18 protein-coding genes and 3 tRNA genes are annotated in these 22,166 nt (G+C 72.1%); 18 read left to right on the top strand and 3 right to left on the bottom strand.

What is annotated here, in order from left to right:
• Positions 1 to 149 precede the first annotated feature (149 nt).
• The 8 genes from ADK60_RS38635 to ADK60_RS38600 all read left to right on the top strand — a co-directional run bounded on the left by ADK60_RS38635 (position 150) and on the right by ADK60_RS38600 (position 12,701).
• Positions 150 to 1,997 (top strand): APC family permease, encoded by a 1,848-nt coding sequence (locus tag ADK60_RS38635; RefSeq protein ID WP_053651554.1) that lies wholly within the window; start codon positions 150 to 152, stop codon positions 1,995 to 1,997.
• A 311-nt stretch (positions 1,998 to 2,308) separates the two neighbouring features.
• Positions 2,309 to 4,303, top strand: a complete 1,995-nt coding sequence (locus ADK60_RS38630; RefSeq protein ID WP_045939635.1) for an APC family permease — start codon at positions 2,309 to 2,311, stop codon at positions 4,301 to 4,303.
• Between the two features lie 406 nt (positions 4,304 to 4,709).
• Complete coding sequence (kdpF, locus tag ADK60_RS44235) at positions 4,710 to 4,799, top strand: K(+)-transporting ATPase subunit F (RefSeq protein ID WP_033352920.1); 90 nt, start codon at positions 4,710 to 4,712, stop codon at positions 4,797 to 4,799.
• A gap of 1 nt (position 4,800) precedes the next feature.
• Entirely contained in the window at positions 4,801 to 6,462 is a 1,662-nt protein-coding gene (gene kdpA, locus ADK60_RS38620; protein ID WP_045939628.1) for a potassium-transporting ATPase subunit KdpA, read from the top strand.
• On the top strand, positions 6,462 to 8,600 hold the full coding sequence (kdpB, locus tag ADK60_RS38615; RefSeq protein WP_234371466.1) for a potassium-transporting ATPase subunit KdpB: 2,139 nt from the start codon (positions 6,462 to 6,464) through the stop codon (positions 8,598 to 8,600). Before kdpA ends, kdpB begins: the two co-directional genes overlap by 1 nt.
• A gap of 17 nt (positions 8,601 to 8,617) precedes the next feature.
• Positions 8,618 to 9,241, top strand: coding sequence for a potassium-transporting ATPase subunit KdpC (gene kdpC / locus ADK60_RS38610; protein ID WP_053651550.1), 624 nt, complete (start codon positions 8,618 to 8,620; stop codon positions 9,239 to 9,241).
• A 131-nt stretch (positions 9,242 to 9,372) separates the two neighbouring features.
• Complete coding sequence (locus ADK60_RS38605; protein ID WP_053651548.1) at positions 9,373 to 12,024, top strand: ATP-binding protein; 2,652 nt, start codon at positions 9,373 to 9,375, stop codon at positions 12,022 to 12,024.
• Positions 12,021 to 12,701 (top strand): response regulator, encoded by a 681-nt coding sequence (locus ADK60_RS38600; protein WP_045939625.1) that lies wholly within the window; start codon positions 12,021 to 12,023, stop codon positions 12,699 to 12,701. The genes ADK60_RS38605 and ADK60_RS38600 overlap by 4 nt, the downstream gene beginning before the upstream one ends.
• Before the next feature lie 312 nt (positions 12,702 to 13,013).
• Here ADK60_RS38600 and ADK60_RS38595 read toward each other — a convergent pair whose 3' ends face one another.
• Entirely contained in the window at positions 13,014 to 14,285 is a 1,272-nt protein-coding gene (locus tag ADK60_RS38595; RefSeq protein ID WP_053651546.1) for an amidohydrolase family protein, read from the bottom strand.
• A gap of 238 nt (positions 14,286 to 14,523) precedes the next feature.
• On the opposite strand from ADK60_RS38595, the gene ADK60_RS38590 reads away from it, so the two are divergent.
• The 6 genes from ADK60_RS38590 (at position 14,524) to ADK60_RS38565 (ending at position 17,122) form a co-directional block, all read left to right on the top strand.
• Positions 14,524 to 14,596, top strand: a tRNA-Thr gene (locus tag ADK60_RS38590).
• Between the two features lie 43 nt (positions 14,597 to 14,639).
• Positions 14,640 to 14,712 (top strand) — tRNA-Met (locus tag ADK60_RS38585).
• An 81-nt stretch (positions 14,713 to 14,793) separates the two neighbouring features.
• On the top strand, positions 14,794 to 14,958 hold the full coding sequence (gene rpmG / locus ADK60_RS38580; protein WP_006604855.1) for a 50S ribosomal protein L33: 165 nt from the start codon (positions 14,794 to 14,796) through the stop codon (positions 14,956 to 14,958).
• Between the two features lie 128 nt (positions 14,959 to 15,086).
• Positions 15,087 to 15,548 (top strand): MaoC family dehydratase N-terminal domain-containing protein, encoded by a 462-nt coding sequence (locus tag ADK60_RS38575; RefSeq protein WP_045939623.1) that lies wholly within the window; start codon positions 15,087 to 15,089, stop codon positions 15,546 to 15,548.
• A 5-nt stretch (positions 15,549 to 15,553) separates the two neighbouring features.
• On the top strand, positions 15,554 to 15,976 hold the full coding sequence (locus ADK60_RS38570) for a MaoC family dehydratase (protein WP_045939633.1): 423 nt from the start codon (positions 15,554 to 15,556) through the stop codon (positions 15,974 to 15,976).
• A 99-nt stretch (positions 15,977 to 16,075) separates the two neighbouring features.
• Complete coding sequence (locus ADK60_RS38565) at positions 16,076 to 17,122, top strand: UDP-N-acetylmuramate dehydrogenase (RefSeq protein WP_063783407.1); 1,047 nt, start codon at positions 16,076 to 16,078, stop codon at positions 17,120 to 17,122.
• Positions 17,123 to 17,190: 68 nt separating this feature from the next.
• On the opposite strand, the gene ADK60_RS38560 is transcribed toward ADK60_RS38565, so the two are convergent.
• Together ADK60_RS38560 and ADK60_RS38555 are read right to left on the bottom strand one after the other, a co-directional pair.
• Entirely contained in the window at positions 17,191 to 18,219 is a 1,029-nt protein-coding gene (locus ADK60_RS38560) for an adenosine deaminase (RefSeq protein ID WP_053651544.1), read from the bottom strand.
• A 142-nt stretch (positions 18,220 to 18,361) separates the two neighbouring features.
• Entirely contained in the window at positions 18,362 to 19,606 is a 1,245-nt protein-coding gene (locus tag ADK60_RS38555) for a pyridoxal phosphate-dependent aminotransferase (protein ID WP_045939620.1), read from the bottom strand.
• Positions 19,607 to 19,863: 257 nt separating this feature from the next.
• On the opposite strand from ADK60_RS38555, the gene ADK60_RS38550 reads away from it, so the two are divergent.
• The 4 genes from ADK60_RS38550 (at position 19,864) to rplK (ending at position 22,135) form a co-directional block, all read left to right on the top strand.
• A tRNA-Trp gene (locus ADK60_RS38550) sits at positions 19,864 to 19,936 on the top strand.
• A 147-nt stretch (positions 19,937 to 20,083) separates the two neighbouring features.
• Positions 20,084 to 20,416 carry a preprotein translocase subunit SecE gene (secE, locus tag ADK60_RS38545; RefSeq protein ID WP_045939619.1) on the top strand — a complete coding sequence of 111 codons (333 nt, stop codon included), beginning with the start codon at positions 20,084 to 20,086 and terminating at the stop codon, positions 20,414 to 20,416.
• A gap of 211 nt (positions 20,417 to 20,627) precedes the next feature.
• A complete protein-coding gene (nusG, locus tag ADK60_RS38540; RefSeq protein ID WP_079009057.1) occupies positions 20,628 to 21,536 on the top strand; it encodes a transcription termination/antitermination protein NusG in 909 nt (302 codons plus the stop codon).
• Positions 21,537 to 21,700: 164 nt separating this feature from the next.
• Positions 21,701 to 22,135 carry a 50S ribosomal protein L11 gene (gene rplK / locus ADK60_RS38535; protein ID WP_030393250.1) on the top strand — a complete coding sequence of 145 codons (435 nt, stop codon included), beginning with the start codon at positions 21,701 to 21,703 and terminating at the stop codon, positions 22,133 to 22,135.
• Positions 22,136 to 22,166: the final 31 nt, after the last annotated feature.

Here is a 22,166-nt window from a genome sequence, read left to right as displayed (position 1 = left end):
CCTGAGCCCCCCTCGCACCCGCCCCCGCGGCCGTCAAGGAAACGTCAGGAGCGGGACGTGGAGCGTCAGGAACCCGTACGGACCAGCGATGACACCGGGGCGCGGCCCGCAGGATCGGAACAACCGATCGACTGCGGAGGTCCCGTCCGATGTCCAGCCCCCTCTCCCCGGCCCTCGCCGCCGAGCCCGAGCCGCCGGATACCGGCGCCGCGGCGTCCGACGGGGGCGGTGACGAGCGGCACCGGCTGACGGTGTCCGGCGGGCTGGCGGCGCTCTCCCTGGACGCGATGGCCTCGGTGGCCTACGGGCCGGAGTCGATCGTGCTGGTGCTCGCGGCGGCCGGGGCGTACGGGCTCGGGTTCACCCTGCCCGTCACGGCGGCGATCGCGGTGCTGCTGGCGGTGCTGGTGGCCTCCTACCGGCAGGTGATCGCGGCGTTCCCGGACGGCGGCGGCTCCTACGCGGTGGCGAAGGCGCACCTGGGCCGGCGGACGGCGCTGACGGCCGCGGCCTCCCTGGTGATCGACTACGTGCTGAACGTCGCGGTCTCGGTGACGGCCGGTGTGGCGGCGCTGACCTCCGCGGTGCCTGGCCTGTACGAGGACCGGGTGTGGCTGTGCCTGGGCGTGCTGGCGCTGGTGACGGCGGTGAACCTGCGCGGGATCGCCGAGTCCGCCCGCTGGTTCATGGTGCCCACGGCCGTCTTCGTGCTGTCGATCCTGGCGATCGTCGTGGTCGGCCTGTTCCGGGACGCGCCCGCGAGCACCGAGGCCGCCACCGGGCACGCCTCGGTGCTGACGGAGAACGCCACGACGGTCGGCGCGCTGCTGCTGCTCAAGGCCTTCGCGGCCGGCTGCTCGGCGCTCACCGGCGTGGAGGCGGTGGCGAACGCCGTCCCGTCCTTCCGCACGCCGGGCGTGAAGCGCGCCCAGCGCACCGAGGTCGCGCTCGGCGCGCTGCTCGGTGTGATGCTGATCGGACTGGCGGTACTGATCGGCCGCTTCCACCTCCAGCCGGTCGAGGGTGTCACCGTGCTCGCCCAGCTCGCCGACGCCTCGCTCGGTCACGGCGCCGGCTTCTACGTCGTCCAGTTCGCCACCGTCGTCCTGCTCGGCCTGGCCGCCAACACCTCCTTCGGCGGTCTGCCCGTCCTGCTCCACCTGCTGGCCCGCGACAACCACCTGCCGCACGTCTTCGCCCTGCGCGCCGACCGCCAGGTGCACCGCCACGGCGTGCTGTTCCTGGCCGCCGTCTCGGCCGTGCTGCTGCTCGCCTCCGGCGGCGACGTCAACAGCCTGGTCCCGCTCTTCGCGATCGGCGTCTTCGTCGGCTTCACCGTCTGCCAGGTCGGCATGGTCCGCCACTGGGTGCAGGAGAAGCCGTCCCACTGGCGGGCCAAGGCCGCCCTCAACGGCTTCGGCGCGCTGCTCACCGGCACCGCCGCCCTGGTCGTCACCGGCACCAAGTTCACCGAGGGCGCCTGGGGCATCTGCCTGGCCCTGCCCCTGCTGGTGCTGCTCTTCGAGGCCGTCCACCGCAGCTACGCCCGGATCGGCGAGCGCCTGGAACTCGGCCGCGTCCCCGGCCCGCTCACCCCGCAGCGCAGCCTGGTCGTCGTCCCGGTCACCGCGATCACCCGCCTCACCCGCGACGGCCTCTCCGCCGCGCTCTCCCTCGGCGACGAGGTCATGGCCGTCACCGTCGTCCACGACCCCGCCGAGACCGAGACGCTGCGCCGGGACTGGGAGCTGTGGGCCCCGGGCGTCCCGCTGGTGGAGATCCCGGACGGCCACCGCCGGCTGGGGCAGCCGATCGCGGCCTTCGTCAACGAGCTCGCCACCGAGCACGCCTACGACCGCCTCACCGTCCTCATCCCCGAGGTCGAGCCGTCCCGTTTCTGGCAGCGCGCGCTGCAGAACCGCCGCGGCGCCGTCATCGACCGGGCCCTGCGCCGGCACACCGACGCGGTGGTCTGCCGGCTCCGGATGCGGATGTAGCTCCGGACGCGGATGTGACGAGGGTCCAGGCGTGCGGGGGGATTAATGGCTTATGCCCGGATGTAAGAGAGCCGATCGTCATATCTTGACGATGTCTTAACGGCCCCTCCGGCAGCCCCCGAAACGCCTCCACCGCGCCCGGCACGCCCCGCCCATAGCGGCTCCGACCTGCGGAAACATCCCGCCGCTCGGGCGTGCCGGGCGTCCCGCGCACGCCACGACGGCCCATTGCGCGCCCGGTGTGCGCCCTTACGCTCGCCCATGTGTTCAACCTGCCCCAGGCGCTCAAGCGCCTAGTGATCGGCCGGGCCATGCGCAGCGAGGAGCTCGGCGAGACGCTGCTCCCCAAGCGGCTGGCCCTGCCGATCTTCGCCTCCGACCCGCTCTCCTCGGTCGCCTACGCGACCCAGGAGATCCTGCTGGTGCTCACCGTCGGTGGCGCCGCCTTCCTCAACCTGACCCCGTGGGTCGCGGCCGGTGTGGTCGCGCTGATGGCGGTCGTGGTGATGTCCTACCGCCAGGTCGTGCACGCCTACCCCAGCGGAGGCGGCTCCTACGAGGTGGTGTCGCGCAACCTGGGCGCCAACTCGGGCCTGGTGGTGGCGGCCTCGCTGCTGGTCGACTACGTGATGACGGTCGCCGTCTCGGTGGCCTCCGGCGTGGACAACATCATCTCCGCGCTGCCCTCGCTGGCGGACCACCGGGTGGAGCTGGCGGTCGGCTTCGTCGTCCTGCTGATGGCGGTGAACCTGCGCGGTGTCCGGGAGTCCGGCAAGGCCTTCGCCGCGCCGACCTACCTGTTCATCGGCGGCATCCTGCTGATGGTGGTCACCGGGCTGGTCCGGGTGGCGCTCGGGGACGCCCCGGTGGCGGCCAGCGCCGCGTACGGGATCGTGCCGGAGGACGGCAAGGACACCCTGGCCGGACTGGGGCTGCTGATGCTGGGCCTGCGCGCCTTCGCCTCCGGCTGCACGGCGCTGACCGGGGTGGAGGCGATCTCCAACGGCGTGCCGGCGTTCCGGGCGCCGAAGTCGAGGAACGCCGCCGCGACCATGGCCGTGATGGGCACCACGGCGGTGGTGATGTTCATCGGCATCACCGCGCTGGCGCTGATCTCCAAGGTCCACATCGCCGACAACGCCTGCCACCTCACCGGCTTCCCCGGGGACTGCGCGACCGCGCCGCAGCAGACCGTGATCGCCCAGCTGGCGGCGGCGATCCTCGGCGGGGACGGCAGTGTCCTCTTCTACTTCATCCAGGCGGTCACCGCGCTGGTGCTGATCCTGGCGGCCAACACGGCGTTCAACGGCTTCCCGCTGCTGGCCTCGATCCTGGCCGAGCACCGCTACCTGCCCCGGCAGATGCACACCCGCGGCGACCGGCTGGCCTTCTCCAACGGCATCATCGCGCTCGCGGTGGTGGCCGGCGGCCTCCTCTGGCTGTACGACGCCGACGTCACCAGCCTGATCCACCTCTACATCCTGGGCGTCTTCACCTCCTTCACGCTGTCGCAGATCGGCATGGTGAAGCACTGGAACCGGGCCCTGGCCACCGAGACCGACCCGGCGGTGCGGGGCGCCGCCCAGCGCTCCCGGGTGATCAACTTCTTCGGCGCGGTCACCACCGCGCTGGTGCTGGTCATCGTGCTGCTGACCAAGTTCACCCAGGGCGCCTGGCTGGCCGTGGTCGCGGCGGCGGTGCTGTGGGTGATGATGCGCGGCATCCGGCGGCACTACGACGGCGTCGCCGAGGAACTGGCGGTGGACGACCCGGAGGCCGAGTCGGTGCGGCCGTCCCGGGTGCACGGCATCGTCCTGGTCTCCAAGGTGCACAAGCCCACCCTGCGGGCGATCGGCTACGCGCAGGCGTTCGCGCCGGACTCGCTGGAGGCGCTCACGGTCGCGGTCGAGCCCGACGCCACCGGGGAACTGGAGCGCCGCTGGGACGAACTGGCCCTGCCGGTGCCGCTCAAGGTGCTGGACTCGCCGTACCGGGAGATCACCAAGCCGGTGGTCCAGTACGTGCGGGACTACCGGCGGACCAGCCCGCGGGACGCGGTGGCGGTGTTCATCCCGGAGTACGTGGTCGGGCACTGGTGGGAGCACCTGCTGCACAACCAGTCGGCGCTCTGGCTGAAGAGCCGGCTGCTGTTCACCCCGGGGGTGATGGTGATCAGCGTGCCGTGGCAGCTGACCTCCTCCAACCGGGCGAACCGGCCCTCGGGGCGCGCCCCGGGCGCGGTCCGGCGCGGTGAGCCGGCGGTGCGGCGGGAGCGGGAGAAGCTCCAGGCCCCCGAGCACGCGTAGGCACGGCGGACGGCGTACGCCGGACCGCAGACCGCAGGCCCCGGACAGCACCCGCTGTCCGGGGCCTTGCCGCACCCGGTCACGCACCCGGTCACGCACCCGGTCACGCACCTGGTCACGTACCTGGTCAACGCACCCGGTCACAGCCCGGACAAGCCCCCGTATGGAGCCCGTCAACAATCGAACGGGCGCCGTATGGAGGGCGTCAAGAACGCCGTTGACGCTCCGTGAGCGCGATTGGCTGGGCCTTGCCGGCCTCTCCGCCGGAGCCGTGCCGGCACACGAACGCGGGCCGCGGCCACCTCCGAACCACCGTGGTGGAGTCCATGTCCGATCTCATCTACGTCGTCGTCACGGTCGCCGTGTTCGGCGTCATCGCCCTGATCGCGCGGGGGGTGGAGAAGCTGTGAGCGCTGAGAACGTCGCAGGTCTCATCGTGGCCGTGGCCCTCGTCGGCTACCTCATCCTCGCGCTGATCTACCCGGAGAAGTTCTGACATGAGTTCGACTCTCGCGGGCTGGCTGCAGGTCCTCGCCCTGGTGGGCGCGCTGGCCCTGTGCTACCGCCCCCTGGGCGACTACATCGCCCACACCCTCACCACCTCCAGGCACCTCAGAGCCGAGAAGGCCCTGTACAAGGTGATCGGCGTGGACGCCGACGCCGACCAGCGCTGGCCGGTCTACCTGCGTTCGGTGCTGGCCTTCTCGGCGGTGTCCGTCCTCTTCCTCTACACCCTGATCCGGGTGCAGCAGTGGCTGCCGCTGGGCCTGGGCGTCGACCAGATGCCCGGCCACCAGGCGTGGAACACCGCGATCTCCTTCGTGGCCAACACCAACTGGCAGTCCTACAGCGGCGAGGCCGCGATGGGGCACCTGGCCCAGATGGCCGGCCTGGCGGTGCAGAACTTCGTCTCCGCGGCCGTCGGCATCGCGGTGGTCGCCACCCTGATCCGGGGCTTCACCCGCAACCGCACCGACCGGCTGGGCAACTTCTGGGTGGACCTCACCCGGATCAGCGTCCGGCTGCTGCTGCCGATCTCGATCGTGTTCGCGCTGGCCCTGGTGGCCACGGGCGTGGTGCAGAACTTCCACGGCTTCCACGAGGTGGCCACGCTGGCGGGCGACCCGCAGTCGGTCCCGGGCGGGGCGGTGGCCTCGCAGGAGGTCATCAAGCTGCTGGGCACCAACGGCGGCGGCTTCTACAACGCCAACTCGGCGCACCCGTTCGAGAACCCGACCGGGCTGAGCAACTTCCTGGAGATCTTCCTCATCCTGGTGATCCCGTTCGCGCTGCCGCGGGCCTTCGGCCGGATGGTCGGCGACAACCGCCAGGGCTACGCGATCGTCTCGGTGATGGGCCTGTTCTGGGTCGCCTCGGTGGCGCTGATGACCCTGGCCGAGTCGCACCACGCGGGCACCGCGCTGCAGTCGGCCGGCGGGGCGATGGAGGGCAAGGAGCAGCGGTTCGGCATCGCGGCGTCCAGCCTGTTCGCGGCCTCGACGACGCTGACCTCGACCGGTGCGGTGAACTCCTTCCACGACTCGTACACCGCGTTCGGCGGCGGGCTGACGATGTTCAACATGATGCTGGGCGAGATCGCGCCCGGCGGTGTGGGCTCGGGCCTGTACGGGATGCTGGTGCTGGCGATCGTCGCGGTGTTCGTGGCCGGTCTGATGGTCGGCCGCACCCCCGAGTACCTGGGCAAGAAGCTCGGCGGCCGGGAGATGAAGTTCGCCTCCCTCTACATCCTGACCACGCCGACCCTGGTGCTGGTCGGCACGGGTGTCGCGATGGCGCTGCCGGGCCAGCGGGCCGGGATGCTGAACTCGGGCGCCCACGGCTTCTCCGAGGTGCTGTACGCCTTCACCTCGGGCGCCAACAACAACGGTTCGGCGTTCGCCGGCATCACGGTGAACACCGACTGGTACGACACCGCGATCGGCCTGGCGATGGTGTTCGGCCGGTTCCTGCCGATGGTCTTCGTCCTGGCCCTGGCCGGCGCGCTCGCCCAGCAGCAGCCGGTCCCCGCCACCCCGGGCACCCTGCCCACCCACAAGCCGCTGTTCGTGGGCCTGCTGTCGGGCGTCGTCCTGATCGTCGTCGGCCTCACCTACTTCCCGGCCCTGGCTCTCGGGCCGATCGCGGAAGGTCTCTCCTGATGTCGTCCACCATGACCGAAGAATCCGAGCGGGCCGAGCAGCCGGCCCCGCAGCCGGAGACGGCGTCCGCCGAGGCGCCGCACAGAGTGTCCGGCGGCCTGCTGGACCCCAAGCTGATCGTCGCGTCCCTGCCGGACGCGGTGAAGAAGCTCGACCCCCGGGTGATGGTCAAGAACCCGGTGATGTTCGTGGTCGAGGTCGGCTCGGTCGTCACCACGGTCGCCGCGATAGCCGACCCCAGCGTGTTCGCCTGGTCGATCACGGTGTGGCTCTGGCTGACCACGGTCTTCGCCAACCTCGCCGAGGCCGTCGCCGAGGGCCGGGGCAAGGCGCAGGCGGACACCCTGCGCCGGACCAAGACCGACACCATGGCCCGCCGCCTCACCGACTGGCCGCGCTCGCGGGCCGAGGAGGAGGTCGCCGGTACCGCGCTGCAGCTCGGTGACCACGTGGTGGTCGAGGCCGGCCAGATCATCCCCGGTGACGGCGACGTCGTCGAGGGCGTGGCCTCCGTCGACGAGTCGGCGATCACGGGCGAGTCCGCGCCGGTGATCCGGGAGTCGGGCGGCGACCGCTCGGCCGTGACCGGTGGCACCAAGGTGCTGTCGGACCGGATCGTGGTGAAGATCGCCTCGGAGCCCGGCAAGTCCTTCATCGACCGGATGATCGCCCTGGTCGAGGGCGCCGCCCGGCAGAAGACGCCGAACGAGATCGCGCTCAACATCCTGCTGGCCTCGCTGACCATCGTCTTCCTGGTGGCGGTCGTCACCCTGCAGCCGATGGCCACCTACGCCGGTGCCCCGCAGTCGATGATCGTGCTGGTCGCGCTGATCGTGGCGCTGATCCCGACCACCATCGGCGCGCTGCTCTCGGCGATCGGCATCGCCGGCATGGACCGCCTCGTCCAGCGCAATGTGCTGGCGATGTCGGGCCGCGCCGTCGAGGCGGCGGGCGACGTCAACACCCTGCTGCTCGACAAGACCGGCACCATCACCCTCGGCAACCGCCAGGCCGCCGAGTTCCAGCCGGTCAGCGGCGTCCCCGTCGAGGAGCTCGCCGACGCCGCCCAGCTCTCCTCGCTGGCCGACGAGACGCCGGAGGGCCGCTCGATCGTCGTCCTCGCCAAGACCGGGTACGGTCTGCGGGCCCGCGCCCAGGGCGAGCTGACGCACGCCACCTGGGTGCCGTTCACCGCGCAGACCCGGATGTCCGGTGTCGACCTCGACGAGGACGAGGGACTGCACCAGGTCCGCAAGGGCGCGGCCGCGGCCGTCGCCAACTGGGTCACCGCCAACGGCGGCGCCGTCTCCGACGAGGTCTCCGCCCTGGTCGACGGCATCTCCGCCGCCGGTGGCACCCCGCTGGTCGTCGCCACCAGGACCGGTGACGCGCCGGCCCGGATCCTCGGGGTGATCCACCTCAAGGACGTGGTGAAGGAGGGCATGCGGGAGCGCTTCGACGAGCTGCGCCGGATGGGCATCAGGACCGTCATGATCACCGGCGACAACCCGCTGACCGCCCGGGCGATCGCGGAGGAGGCGGGCGTGGACGACTTCCTCGCCGAGGCCACCCCCGAGGACAAGATGGCCCTGATCAAGAAGGAGCAGGCCGGCGGCAAGCTGGTCGCGATGACGGGCGACGGCACCAACGACGCCCCCGCCCTCGCCCAGGCCGACGTCGGTGTCGCGATGAACACCGGGACCATGGCGGCCAAGGAGGCCGGCAACATGGTCGACCTGGACTCCAACCCGACCAAGCTGATCGAGATCGTCGAGATCGGCAAGCAGCTCCTGATCACCCGCGGCGCGCTGACCACGTTCTCCATCGCCAACGACGTCGCCAAGTACTTCGCGATCATCCCGGCGATGTTCGCGGCGGTCTACCCGGGCCTGGACAAGCTCAACATCATGCAGCTGCACAGCCCCCAGTCCGCGATCACCTCGGCGATCATCTTCAACGCCCTGGTCATCGTCGGCCTGATCCCGCTGGCCCTGCGCGGGGTGAAGTACCGCCCCTCCGACGCCAGTTCGCTGCTGCGTCGCAACATCGGGGTCTACGGCCTCGGCGGCCTGGTCGTCCCGTTCGTCGGCATCAAGCTGATCGACCTGGTCGTCCAGTTCGTCCCCGGCCTGAGCTGAGAGAGGAGAAACGCATCATGTCCAAGCCCCTGCCCACCGCCGTGCGCACGCACTTCACCGCGCTGCGCGCCCTGCTGGTCCTGACGGTGCTCCTCGGCATCGCCTATCCGCTGCTGGTCACCGGCATCTCCCAACTGGCCTTCGCGGACAAGGCGAACGGCTCGATCGTCAAGGTCGACGGCAAGGAGGCCGGCTCCGGCCTGCTGGGCCAGAACTTCAACCTCCCCAAGCAGAACCCGGACGACCCGGACGAGGCCCCCCGCCCCGACCCGCAGTGGTTCCAGCCCCGCCCGGGCGCCTACGACCCCAAGGCCTCCGGCGCCTCCAACCTGGGCCCCAACAGCGAGGACCTCGCCAAGAACATCGAGGACCGCCGCCAGGCCGTCGCCGCGTTCGACGGCGTCGACCCGGCGAGCGTCCCGGTGGACGCCCTCACCGCCTCCGGCTCCGGCCTGGACCCGCACATCTCCGCCGCCTACGCCCAGGAGCAGGTCGAGCGGGTCGCCAAGGCCCGCAACCTGCCGGTGGACACCGTCCGCAAGCTGGTCGACCAGAACACCGACGGCCGCCCGCTCGGCTTCCTCGGGCAGCCGGGTGTCAATGTGGTCCTGCTCAACCAGGCCCTGGTGGAACAGAAGTGACGACAGATCGGCCGAAGAGCTGAGACGGGCCGGTCCGGTCCGGGGCGAGCGCCCCGGGCCGGACCGGCCCGCCGTCCGTCCCCCGTACGACCCGTCCCCCGTACGACGCAGAAGACGAAAGAGCAGCGCCCATGGCCCGCGACCTCACCCCCGGCACCGGCCACCGACGCGGCCGGCTGAGGGTGTACCTCGGTTCCGCTCCCGGTGTCGGCAAGACCTACCGGATGCTGGACGAGGCCCGGCGCAGACAGGACCGGGGCGCGGACGTCGTCGTCGGCTGGATCGAGTGCCACGGGCGCCGCCACACCGAGGCGATGCTCGACGGCCTGGAGGTCGTGCCGGGCGTCCACCGCGCCTACCGGGACACCGACTTCGAGGAGATGGACCTCGACGGGGTGCTGCGGCGGAAGCCCACGGTTGTCCTCGTGGACGAACTGGCGCACACCAACATTCCCGGCGGGCGGCACGGCAAGCGCTGGCAGGACGTCGACGAGCTGCTGGACGCCGGGATCGACGTCATCACCACGGTCAACATCCAGCACCTGGAGTCGTTGAACGACGTCGTCCAGAAGATCACCGGCATCCCGCAGCGCGAGACCGTCCCGGACGAGGTGGTGCGCCGGGCCGACCAGATCGAACTCGTCGACATGGCCCCCCAGGCGCTGCGCCGCCGGATGGCCCACGGCAACGTCTACAAGGCGGAGAAGGTGGACGCCGCGCTCTCGAACTACTTCCGGGTCGGCAACCTCACCGCCCTGCGCGAGCTCGCCCTGCTCTGGGTGGCCGGGCGGGTCGACGAGGGCCTGCGCGACTACCGGGCCAGCCACAACATCGACCGGGTCTGGGAGACCCGCGAACGGGTCGTGGTCGCCCTCACCGGCGGCCCCGAGGGCGAGACCCTGGTCAGACGCGCCGCCCGCATCGCGGACCGGACGGCGGGCGGCGACCTGCTCGCCGTCCACGTCACCCGCAGCGACGGCCTGGCCGGCGCCTCCTCCGGCGCCCTCGCCCAGCAGCGGCAGCTCGTCGAGAGCCTCGGCGGCAGCTACCACGTGGTCGTCGGCGACGACATCCCCACCTCGCTGCTCGCCTTCGCCCGCGCCCACGACGCCACCCAGCTCGTCCTCGGCACCAGCCGCCGCGGCCGGACCGCCCGCTTCCTCACCGGCCCCGGCATCGGCGAGACCACGGTGGACGCCTCCGAGGACATCGACGTCCACATGGTCACCCACGAGTTCACCGGCCGGGGCCGGCTGCCCGCGCTCGGCCGCCGCCACTCCCGGCGCCGCACCGTGGCCGGCTTCCTGGCCGGCCCGATCGTGCCCTCGCTGCTGACCCTGGTCCTGTCCCAGTTCCACGACACCGTCAACCTCACCACCGATGCGCTGATCTTCCAGCTCGGCGTCGTCGTGGTCGCCCTGCTCGGCGGCGCCACCTCGGCCCTGCTGGCCTCGCTGGTCGCCTCGGTGCTGCTCAACTACTTCTTCATCCCGCCCGTCCACGCCTTCACCATCGGCGAGACCAACAACATCATCGCCCTGGTGGTCTTCGCGGCCGTCGCGCTGACCGTCTCCACCGTGGTCGACCACGCGACCCGCCTCACCGCCCGCGCCGCCCGCGCCACCGCCGAGGCCGAGACCCTCTCCACCCTGGCCGGCAGCGTCCTGCGCGGCGCCGACGCCCTGCCCGCGCTGCTGGAGAAGTCCCGCACCGCCTTCGGCATGAGCTCGGTGGCCCTGCTGGGCCGCACCGGCGGCGAGGTGCTCGCCTCCTGCGACACCGCCGCCGAGGTGAAGGACGCCGCCGACGGCGACCGGGCCGACAACGGCGGCGCCGCCCCGGACCGCACCCTCGTCACCACCGAGGTCCCCGTCGGCGCCGACGCCGTCCTGGTCCTCACCGGCCGTCGGCTGCCCGCCGCCGACCAGCGCGTCCTCACCGCCTTCGCCGCCCACGTCGCCGCCGCCCTGGAACGCGACCGCCTCGCCGTCGTCGCCGCCGAGGTCGAACCGATCAAGGCCGCCGACCGGATGCGCACCGCCCTGCTCGCCGCCGTCAGCCACGACCTGCGCACCCCGCTCGCCGCCGCCCTCGCCTCGGTCGGCTCGCTGCGCAGCCCGGACGTCGAGTTCTCCCCCGAGGACCAGGCCGAACTCCTCGCCACCGCCGACGAGTCCCTGGTCAAACTCACCCGTCTGGTGGACAACCTGCTCGACATGAGCCGCCTCCAGGCCGGCGCGCTCACCCTCCACCTCGCCGAGACCCACCTCGACGAGATCCTGCCCCGCGCCCTCGACTCGCTCGCCGACCCGTACGCGCCCGTCCAGCCGCTCGACCTGGAGACCGTCCCGCCGGTGCTCGCCGACCCGCCGCTGCTGGAGCGCGTCCTCGCCAACGTCATCACCAACGCCCTGCGCCACAACGCCCCCGGCGCGCCGGTCCTGGTCGCCGCCAGCCACCACGCCGGACGGGTCGAACTGCGGGTGATCGACCGCGGCCCCGGCATCGCCCCCGAGGACCGCGACCGGGTGTTCCTGCCGTTCCAGCGCCTCGGCGACACCGACAACACCACCGGTGTCGGCCTCGGCCTCGCCCTCTCCCGCGGCCTCGCCGAAGCCATGGACGGCAGCCTGGAGGTCGAGGACACCCCCGGCGGCGGCACCACCATGCTGCTCACCCTGCCGGCCGCCCCGGCCCGGCCCCTGCCCGCCGATCTGGTGCCCGCCGATCCGGTACCCGCCGGTCCCATGCCCGCCCAGCACCCCGGGGAGGCCCCCGTATGAGCGAGATCCTCGTCGTCGACGACGAGCCGGCGCTGCTGCGCACCCTGCGGATCAACCTCGGCGCCCGGCAGTACGCCGTCCGCACCGCCGCCACCGGCGGCGAGGCCCTGGCCCGCGCCGCCAGGACCTCCCCCGACGCCGTCCTGCTCGACCTCGGCCTGCCCGACCTCGACGGCATGGACGTCATCCGCGGCCTGCGCAGCCGCAGCGCGGTGCCGATCATCGTGCTCTCCGGCCGGGCCGACGCCGCCGACCGGATCGGCGCGCTGGACGCCGGCGCCGACGACTACCTCACCAAGCCGTTCCTGATGGACGAACTGCTGGCCCGGCTGCGCGCCGTGCTGCGCCGCCCGCCGGTCACCGTCGGTCCCGCGGCGCCCGCGCCGGTGATCGGCGACCACACCGTGGACCTCGCCGCCACCACCGTGACCGGGCCGGACGGCCCGGTGCGGCTCACCCCGACCGAGTGGCGGATCCTGTCCCTGCTGCTGGCCCACCCCGGCCGGCTGGTGCCCGGCCGGCGGATCCTGCGCGAGGTCTGGGGCCCGGCCCACGAGGAACGGGGCAACTACCTGCGGGTCTACCTGGCCGGCCTGCGGCGGAAGCTGGAGCGCGACCCCGCCCGGCCGCGCCATCTGATCACCGAGCCGGGGATCGGCTACCGCTACGAGCCCTGAACGAGCCCCGGACCGCCGGACGTGTCAACGGCCCGTCAGGAGCGGCCGCCCCGGCGCCAACAGGGCGTCAAGAGCGTCCGGGTCGGCCGTCCGGGGGCATAGCGTCGGTGGTGAGGAAGCGGCCCCGCTCCGTGGGGGATGCCTGGGGCCGCTTCGCCGCTCCGGCGGCCACCCGGGTGGGGGAGGGGCGCGCGGTGCCGGCATCGCGCGCCCCGATCACCCGTCCGGCGGACGCCCGTCCGGCCCGGCCGCGTCCCGGCACTGTGCGGTGCCGCCCGGCGCGGTCCGGCCGGGTCCAGCCCCGGTCCGGGTTCAGCCCCCGTCCGTGCCGTCCGACTGCCGGGGCAGCGCCAGGGCCACCGTGTCGGCGAACTCCCGTACCGCGCTGGTCCGGCTGACGACCCGACCGCTGTGCACCACCAGCCGGCTGTGCCCGCCCGCCAGCGCCCCGGACAGGCTGTCCCCGCGCACCGCCAGCAGCTCCGCCGGGAATCCGGCGTCCACCCGCACCGGCGGCAGCCCGATCGCCAGCCGCGCCTGGTTGGAGACCGCGTCGTACGCCGCGTCGGGGTCCAGCACCCCGGCCGCCGCCAGCAGGTACGCGGCCTCCAGCGGGTCCGCCCGCCCGACCGGGTTGGCGCCGTCGCGCAGCGAGCCGCTGCCGGCCGCCAGTGGCACCCGGGCCCTCAGCAGGTCCCGCAGCGGCGCCGGCTGCAGCCCGCCCGCCAGGCCCTCCAGCCCCGAACAGCCGCCGTTCTGCGGCAGGCAGACCACCCGGACCCCGCTGTTGGCCAGCACCGTCGCGGCGCCCGGCGCGAGCGACCCGCAGGGACCGACCACCACCCGGGGCCGCAGCGGGGCGAGCGCCCCGGCCAGCCGGGCCAGCTGCACCGGATCGGCGGCCGTGGTGTGCAGGTCCACCGGACAGTCCGCCTCCCGGGCGGCCTCCAGCAGCAGTTGGACGTAGCCGGCCGGGTCCGGGTCCAGCTCGGGGCAGCCGCCGGCGGCGGTGGCGCCCAGCTTGAGCGCCTCCCGCAGCTGGGCCCGGCCGTCCGCCCCGGCCCGGCCGGTGAGCAGCCGGGGCATCGCGACGGCCTGGAGGTCGGCGAGGCCGCGCAGCGCCTGCTGGGAGGTGAGGACCGCCTCCAGCCGGCGCAGCCCGTGCACGTCGCCGATCCGGACGTGGGTGCGCTGGGCGGTCGCGCCGTAGCCGAGCGAGGTCAGGGCGGCCTCGGTGACCCGCCGGGTGAGCTCGGCGGGGGTTTCCGGCGGCGGGGTGGGCAGGGCGGCGGAGAAGGCGACGTCGTAGTGCGCGTGCGCCTCGGCCGGGGCCGGCAGCAGCAGATAGCCGCGCAGGTCGATCCTGGCCCCGGTGGTGACGGTGGGACCGCCGGGCACGGCCGGCAGGGGGCCGAGGCCGCCCGCGGTGCCGACGGCCTGGATCCGGTCGCCGCTGATCCGTACGTCCACCACCCGGCCGTCCGCCAGCCTGGCCCCGGTGAGCAGCAGGACGGGCCCGTGCCCGAGCGGGTTGGCGGCCGGTCCGGGTCCGGGGTGCGGTCCGTCGGCGGCTGCGCTGTCCATCGCCCGGCTCCTTCTGGCGTCCGGTTCCTGCTCGGGTCAATGAGCGACGAGCCTACGGCGGGCGGACCCGGGGCGCCGGGAGGCGGGCAATAGTCGTATCGGCTTGGGCGCGCCCCCGGGGGGCCGGTCGAACGCCGGGCCTTCGATCGCTCGCCCGTGCGCCTCGCCGACCTGCGGACTTCGCCGCGGGATACGGATTTCACCTCTGGGCGCGGAACGTGTAATCTCTTCCTCGTTCGCCCCTATAGCTCAGTCGGTAGAGCGTCTCCATGGTAAGGAGAAGGTCTGCGGTTCGATTCCGCATGGGGGCTCTGGTGAGAAGGAGTCGGCTTCGGCTGTGCTCCGGATCACTGTGGCGGTGTAGCTCAGTTGGTAGAGCAAGCGGCTCATAATCGCTGTGTCACCGGTTCAAGTCCGGTCACCGCTACCCCGCGTAGTCGGTCGGGGGATCACACTCCCGGTCGGCTACTCTTGTCTGTGTTCTTATTCTTTCAAGGAAGGCACTCCCGTGGCTGCCACCGATGTCCGCCCGAAGATCACGCTGGCCTGCGTGGAGTGCAAGGAGCGGAACTACATCACCAAGAAGAACCGGCGTAACGACCCGGACCGTCTTGAGATGAAGAAGCACTGCCCCCGCTGCAACTCGCACACCGCGCACCGCGAGACCCGCTGACCCTCTCGTAGGGCAACGGGCCTGTGTGACAAGGTCCACGACTCCGGGCCGCATCCCTCATTGGGGGGTGCGGCCCGGAGTCTTTTGTGTAAGAACCGACTGTCCGCCGCGTTTCCTAGGAGCTGCCGATGGCACTCGACCCTTCCTTCATCGGGCGGACCTATCCGCCCACCGAGCCCTACGAGGTCGGTCGGGAGAAGATCCGCGAGTTCGCCGTCGCCGTGGGTGACGCCAATCCCGTGTACCTCGACCCGGAGGCCGCCAAGGCGCTCGGCCACCCGGACGTGATCGCGCCGCCGACCTTCCCGATCGTGCTCACCATGCGGGCCTCCGGCCAGGTGGTCCAGGATCCGGAGCTGGGTCTCGACTACAGCCGGGTCGTGCACGGCGACCAGAAGTTCAGCTACACCCGCCCGGTGCGGGCCGGTGACCGGCTGACCGTCTCGGTCACCGTCGACAACATCAAGTCGCTGGCCGGCAACGACGTGCTCACCGTGCGTGGCGAGGTCGCGGACGAGACCGGCGAGCACGTGGTGACGTCGGTCATGACCCTGGTGGCCCGGGCCGCCGACGAGAAGGCGGGGGAGTGAGCCCGATGGCGATCGGATACGACGAGGTCGAGGTCGGCACCGAGCTGCCGGCGCAGTCCTTCCCGGTGACCCGGGCCGCGCTGGTGCAGTACGCGGGCGCCTCCGGCGACTTCAACCCGATCCACTGGAACGAGAAGGTCGCGCTGGAGGTCGGCCTGCCCGACGTCATCGCGCACGGCATGTTCACCATGGCCGAGGCCGTCCGGGTGGTGACCGACTGGGTCGGCGACCCGGCCGCGGTGGTCGAGTACGGCGTCCGGTTCGTCCGTCCGGTGCCGGTGCCCAACGACGGCACCGGCTCGGTGGTCGAGGTCACCGGCAAGGTGGCCAAGCTGCTCGACGACCGCCGGGTCCAGGTCGACCTGCTGGCGACCTACCAGGGTCAGAAGGTGCTCGGCATGGCCAAGGCGGTCGTCCGGCTCGTCTGAGCCCGCCGCGCCTTCGCGCCGCCGCGCACCTCGGGGCACCCCGCCCGCTCCGGCCCCGCCCCGGGTCGGGCGGGGGCGGGCTCCCCGTACCCTGGGGGCGTGCTGGAAGAACTCGACGCCCCCCTCGCCCCGCTGACCACCCTGCGGCTCGGCGGCCCGGCCCGCCGCCTGGTGACCGCGCACACCGATGACGAGGTGGTCGCCGCCGTGCGCGCCGCGGACGCGGCGGGGGAGCCGCTGCTGGTGCTCGGCGGCGGCTCCAACCTGGTGATCGGCGACGCCGGCTTCGCCGGCACGGTGCTGCGGATCGCCACCACCGGCTTCACCCTGGACGGAACCGTCCTGGAGCTGGCGGCCGGCGAGGTCTGGGCCGACGCGGTGGCCCGCGCGGTCGACGCCGGACTGTCCGGGATCGAGTTCCTGGCCGGCATCCCCGGCTCGGCCGGTGCCACCCCGGTGCAGAACGTCGGCGCCTACGGCCAGGAGGTCGCCCAGACGATCACCGAGGTGGTCGCCTACGACCGCCGGGCCGACCGGGTGGTCACCCTCTCCAACGCCGAGTGCGCGTTCTCCTACCGGCACAGCCGCTTCAAGGCGGACCCCGAGCGCCATGTGGTGCTGCGGGTCCGCTTCGGACTGGAGGACGCCGCCGGGCGCTCCACCCCGGTCCGCTACGCCGAGGTCGCCAAGCACTTCGGGGTGGCCCAGGACGAGCGGGTCGACCTGGCGGCGGCGTACGCGGCCGTGCTCGGGCTGCGGGCCGGCAAGGGCATGGTGCTGGACCCGGCGGACCACGACACCTGGTCTGCGGGCTCCTTCTTCACCAACCCGGTGCTGGGCCCCGAGCAGTACGCGGACTTCCTGGCGCTGGCCGCCGAGCGCGAGCTGACCGCCCCCGCCTACCCGGCGCCGGACGGGCACACCAAGACCTCGGCCGCCTGGCTGATCGACCGGGCCGGCTTCGGCAAGGGCTACGGGAGCGGTCCGGCGACCCTCTCCACCAAGCACACCCTGGCGCTCACCAACCGCGGCGCGGCCACCACCGAGGACCTCCTCGCGCTGGCCCGGGAGATCCGGGACGGGGTGCGGGCGGCCTTCGGGGTGGAGCTGGTGAACGAGCCGGTGATGGTCGGCGTCAGCCTCTGAGCCGCCCGGCTCCCGCTGCCCGCTGCCCGCTGCCCGCTGCCCGCTGCCCGCTGCCCGCTGCCCGGCCCTCAGGCCGTCAGCCAGGTGTCGATGTCCGCCAGCAACTCCTTCCGCACGCTGTCCGGCGCGACCGAGCCGCGCACCGACTGCCGGGCCAGTTCGGCCAGCTCGGGGTCGGAGAAGCCCAGCACGTCGCGGGCCAGGTCGTACTGGTCGGCGAGCCTGGCGCCGAACAGCAGCGGGTCGTCGGCGCCGAGCGCCAGCGGCACCCCGGCGTCGAACAGCCGGCGCAGCGGGACGTCCTCCGGGCGCTCGTAGACGCCCAGCGAGACGTTCGAGGACGGGCAGACCTCGCAGGTCACCTGACGGTCGGCCAGCCGCTGCATCAGCCGCTCGTCCTCGGCGGCCCGTACGCCGTGGCCGATCCGGCCGGCGCCGAGGTCGTCCAGGCAGTCCCGGACGGACTCCGGGCCGGCCAGCTCGCCGCCGTGCGGGGCGGCCAGCAGCCCGCCCCGGCGGGCGATGTCGAAGGCCCGGTCGAAGTCGCGGGCCAGGCCGCGGCGCTCGTCGTTGGAGAGGCCGAAGCCCACCACGCCCCGGTCGGTGTAGCGGACGGCGAGCCGGGCCAGCGTCCTGGCGTCCATCGGGGACTTCATCCGGTTGGCCGCGACCAGGACCCTGATGCCGACCCCGGTGGCGGCGGCGGCCTGCTCCACCGCGTCCAGGATCAGCTCCAGGGCCGGGATCAGTCCGCCCAGCCGGGGCGCGTAGGAGGTCGGGTCGACCTGGATCTCCAGCCAGCGGGAGCCGTCCCGCCGCTCGTCCTCGGCGGTCTCCAGGACCAGCCGGCGGATGTCCTCCTCGTCGCGGAGGACCGAGCGGGCGGTGTCGTAGAGGCGCTGGAACCGGAACCAGCCGCGTTCGTCGGTGGCCCGCAGCCGGGGCGTTCCACCGGAGCTGAGCGCCTCCGGCAGCCGGACCCGGTGCTTCTCGGCCAGTTCGAGCAGGGTGGCCGGGCGCATCGAGCCGGTGAAGTGCAGGTGCAGGTGGGCCTTCGGAAGGTCCCTGACGTCTCGCGGGTTCAGCAGGCGTTCCATTCACGAATCCTGCCGTATCGGGGCCCCCTACGGGAACCGCCCTCTTCCCGGCCCCCGAAGGGGTGAAAAGAGGGCGGTCCGGTCAAGCGGTGTTGACGTCACGCTTCGAGGGCACCGCGAGCGGGCCCCGGGCGGGGAGGGTTCAGCGGGCCTCGGCCAGCAGCTTCTGGAGCCGGCCGACACCCTCGGCGAGGTCGGCGTCGCCCAGGGCGTAGGAGAGCCGCAGGTAGCCGGGGGTGCCGAAGGCCTCGCCGGGGACGACCGCGACCTCGACCTCGTCCAGGATCAGCGAGGCCAGCTCGGCGGAGGTCTGCGGCCGCTGCCCGCGGATCTCCTTGCCCAGCAGGGCCTTGACGGACGGGTACACGTAGAAGGCGCCCTCGGGCTCGGGGCAGACCACGCCGTCGATCTCGTTGAGCATCCGGACGATGGTGCGGCGGCGCCGGTCGAAGGCGGTGCGCATCTCGTGGACCGCGGAGAGGTCGCCGGCGACGGCGGCCAGGGCGGCGCGCTGGGCCACGTTGGAGACGTTCGAGGTGGCGTGCGACTGCAGGTTGGTCGCGGCCTTGATCACGTCCTTGGGGCCGATCACCCAGCCCACCCGCCAGCCGGTCATCGCGTAGGTCTTGGCGACACCGTTGACCACGACGGTCTTGTCGGCCAGCTCCGGCAGCAGGGCCGGCAGCGAGACGAACTCCGCGTCGCCGTAGACCAGGTGCTCGTAGATCTCGTCGGTGAGCACCCACAGCCCGTGCTCCACGGCCCAGCGGCCGATCGCCTCGGCCTCGGCCCGGGTGTACACCGCGCCGGTCGGGTTGGACGGCGAGACGAAGAGCACCACCTTGGTGTTCTCGGTGCGGGCGGCCTCCAGCTGCTCGACCGAGACCTTGTAACCGGTGGTCTCGTCGGTCACGACCTCCACCGGCACACCGCCGGCCAGCTGGATCGACTCCGGGTAGGTGGTCCAGTACGGCGCCGGGACGATGACCTCGTCGCCCGGGTCGAGGATCGCCGCGAACGCCTCGTAGATCGCCTGCTTGCCGCCGTTGGTCACCAGCACCTGGGAGGCGTCCACCGCGTAGCCGGAGTCGCGCAGGGTCTTGGCCGCGATCGCCTCCTTGAGCTCCGGCAGGCCGCCGGCCGGGGTGTAGCGGTGGTTCCTCGGGTCGCGGCAGGCCTCGACGGCCGCCTCGACGATGTAGTCCGGGGTGGGGAAGTCCGGCTCACCGGCGCCGAAGCCGATGACGGGCCGGCCGGCCGCCTTGAGGGCCTTGGCCTTGGCGTCCACGGCGAGGGTGGCGGACTCCGCGATCGCGCCGATCCGGGCGGAGACGCGGCGGTCGGCGGGGCGGACGGAACGGTCGGGCTGCGGGGTGGAAGCGCTCATGCCTGCATGGTCGCAGACCGCACACCGCCCGGGCATGGCGGTTTCACGATATGTACGGGAGCGTCCGCATGGCGGCCGGGTCGGCCCCGGTGACGGCCCGAAAAGAAGAGGTTCGACCAAACGCCCTTCGACCCCGTACACTCACTGATCGACGGCCACCGAACGAACCGGAGCCTCCACCGCCGCGCAGAAACTGTGCGGACATCGGTGGAAGATACGGTAGGTTGGTCGTCACTACTGGGGCCGCGAGGTTCCGTAGGGCAATAGCTCAATTGGTAGAGCACCGGTCTCCAAAACCGGCGGTTGGGGGTTCAAGTCCCTCTTGCCCTGCTGCTCGATCCGTCATCAGCCCGTTCGCTCCACAGAGCGAGCGGGCTTGATGCGGAGAGGGCGCCGATCAGCACCGCTAGCCGGCCGCTCGTGCCTCTTCGGGTACGCAGTCGACGCTCGGCAGGACCCGGATTCAGGTGAGGACGAGTGACGGAGACCACGGGCTCCACCGCAACGCCTGAGAGCGGCAACCCCGAGGGGGCCGACGGCGCTGCCGACACCACCCCTGCGGAGGGTGATTCGCGCCGCAAGCGCTCTGGCGAGAAGAAGTCCGGCAAGCGGGCCAAGAAGGGCGTCTTCGCCCGTCTCGCCCTCTTCTACCGACAGATCATCGCCGAGCTGCGCAAGGTCGTCTGGCCGACCCGCAACCAGCTGGTGAGCTACACCACGGTCGTGGTCGTGTTCGTCGTGGTCGTGATGGCCTTCGTGTCCGGCCTCGACTACGGCTTCTCCAAGGCCGCCCTCTGGATCTTCGGCTGACCAAGCCGTTCCACCTGTGCGTACAACCTCCCGACCCGGGCCGGTCCTCGGCCCGGGTCGAGCTGTCTGCGTCGGAGGTACGGGGCCGCTACCGTTGACTCGGTACTGTTGAAGTCTTCGAGGCGAACTTCCGGCGACCGCGTGAGCGGAGCGGAGCCGGACCGTCGCGGAGCGTGCCACCTTCACCATCTCCAGGAAAGAAGCAGCCACCGTGTCTGAGTCCCCCCTGTACGACGCCGACGAGACCGTCCTCGAGGCGGATGTCGCCGCCGAGGACGCGGCCGAGCTGGCTGACGCCGTCGAGTCCGACGAGCAGCAGATCGTGGACGCGGTCGACTCCGACGAGGACGAGGTCGAGGCGTTCGACGAGGCGGAGGCCGGCGAGCCGGCCGAGGACGTCGCGCTGCACGTGGAGACCGAGGAGGAGCTCGTCGAGGACGAGGATGCCGAGGACGCCGAGGACGAGGCCGCCGCCGAGGACACCGAGGAGGCCGCCGAGGAGGAGGCCGTCGAGGTCGACCCGGTCGCCAAGTTCCGCGAGGACCTCCGGTTCATGCCGGGCGAGTGGTACGTGATCCACACCTACGCCGGCTACGAGAACCGGGTGAAGCAGAACCTGGAGCAGCGCGCGGTCTCCCTCAACGTCGAGGAGTACATCTTCCAGGCCGAGGTGCCGCAGGAGGAGGTCGTCCAGATCAAGAACGGCGACCGCAAGACCATCCGCCAGAACAAGCTCCCCGGCTACGTCCTGGTGCGCATGGACCTCACCCCGGAGTCCTGGGGCGTCGTGCGCAACACCCCCGGTGTCACCGGCTTCGTCGGCAACGCCTACGACCCGTACCCGCTGACCCTGGACGAGGTCGTCAAGATGCTCGCCCCCGACGTCGAGCGCCAGGCGGCCAAGGAGGCCGGCAAGCCCTCGCCGGTCAAGCCCAGCGAGATCCAGGTCCTCGACTTCGAGGTCGGCGACTCGGTCACCGTCACCGACGGCCCGTTCGCGACCCTGCAGGCGACCATCAACGAGATCAACCCCGACTCGAAGAAGGTCAAGGGCCTGGTCGAGATCTTCGGCCGGGAGACCCCGGTCGAGCTCTCCTTCGACCAGATCCAGAAGAACTAGTCCCACAGTCTTCGGATTCGGGGCGGGCCCGCGGGCCCGCCCCGAATCCGTTTTGGTCCAGCGACGCCGAGGCGTTAGCCTGGTCCGATGTGTGTGCTGGCGACCGGGTGTCGCCCCGTGTCCGCACACACCAGCAATCACCTCTCGGAAGGACCCGGAGAGACATGCCTCCCAAGAAGAAGAAGGTCACGGGGCTTATCAAGCTCCAGATCAACGCCGGCGCGGCGAACCCGGCCCCGCCGGTCGGCCCCGCGCTGGGTCAGCACGGCGTCAACATCATGGAGTTCTGCAAGGCCTACAACGCTGCGACCGAGTCGCAGCGCGGCATGATCGTGCCGGTGGAGATCACGGTCTACGAGGACCGTTCCTTCACCTTCATCACGAAGACGCCGCCGGCCGCGCGCCTCATCCTGAAGGCCGCCGGTGTCGAGAAGGGCTCGAGCGAGCCGCACAAGACCAAGGTTGCGAAGCTCACCGCCGCCCAGGTCCGTGAGATCGCCACGACCAAGATGCCCGACCTGAACGCCAACGACCTGGACGCTGCGTCCAAGATCATCGCCGGCACCGCCCGGTCGATGGGCATCACGGTCGAGGGCTGATCACCCTTCTCGTCCCCGTGGTAGGGCCCGC

It is taken from the genome of Streptomyces sp. XY431, from assembly GCF_001279805.1.
Classification (GTDB): Bacteria; Actinomycetota; Actinomycetes; order Streptomycetales; family Streptomycetaceae; genus Kitasatospora; species Kitasatospora purpeofusca.
This window is presented reverse-complemented; position numbering and strand designations above follow the sequence as displayed.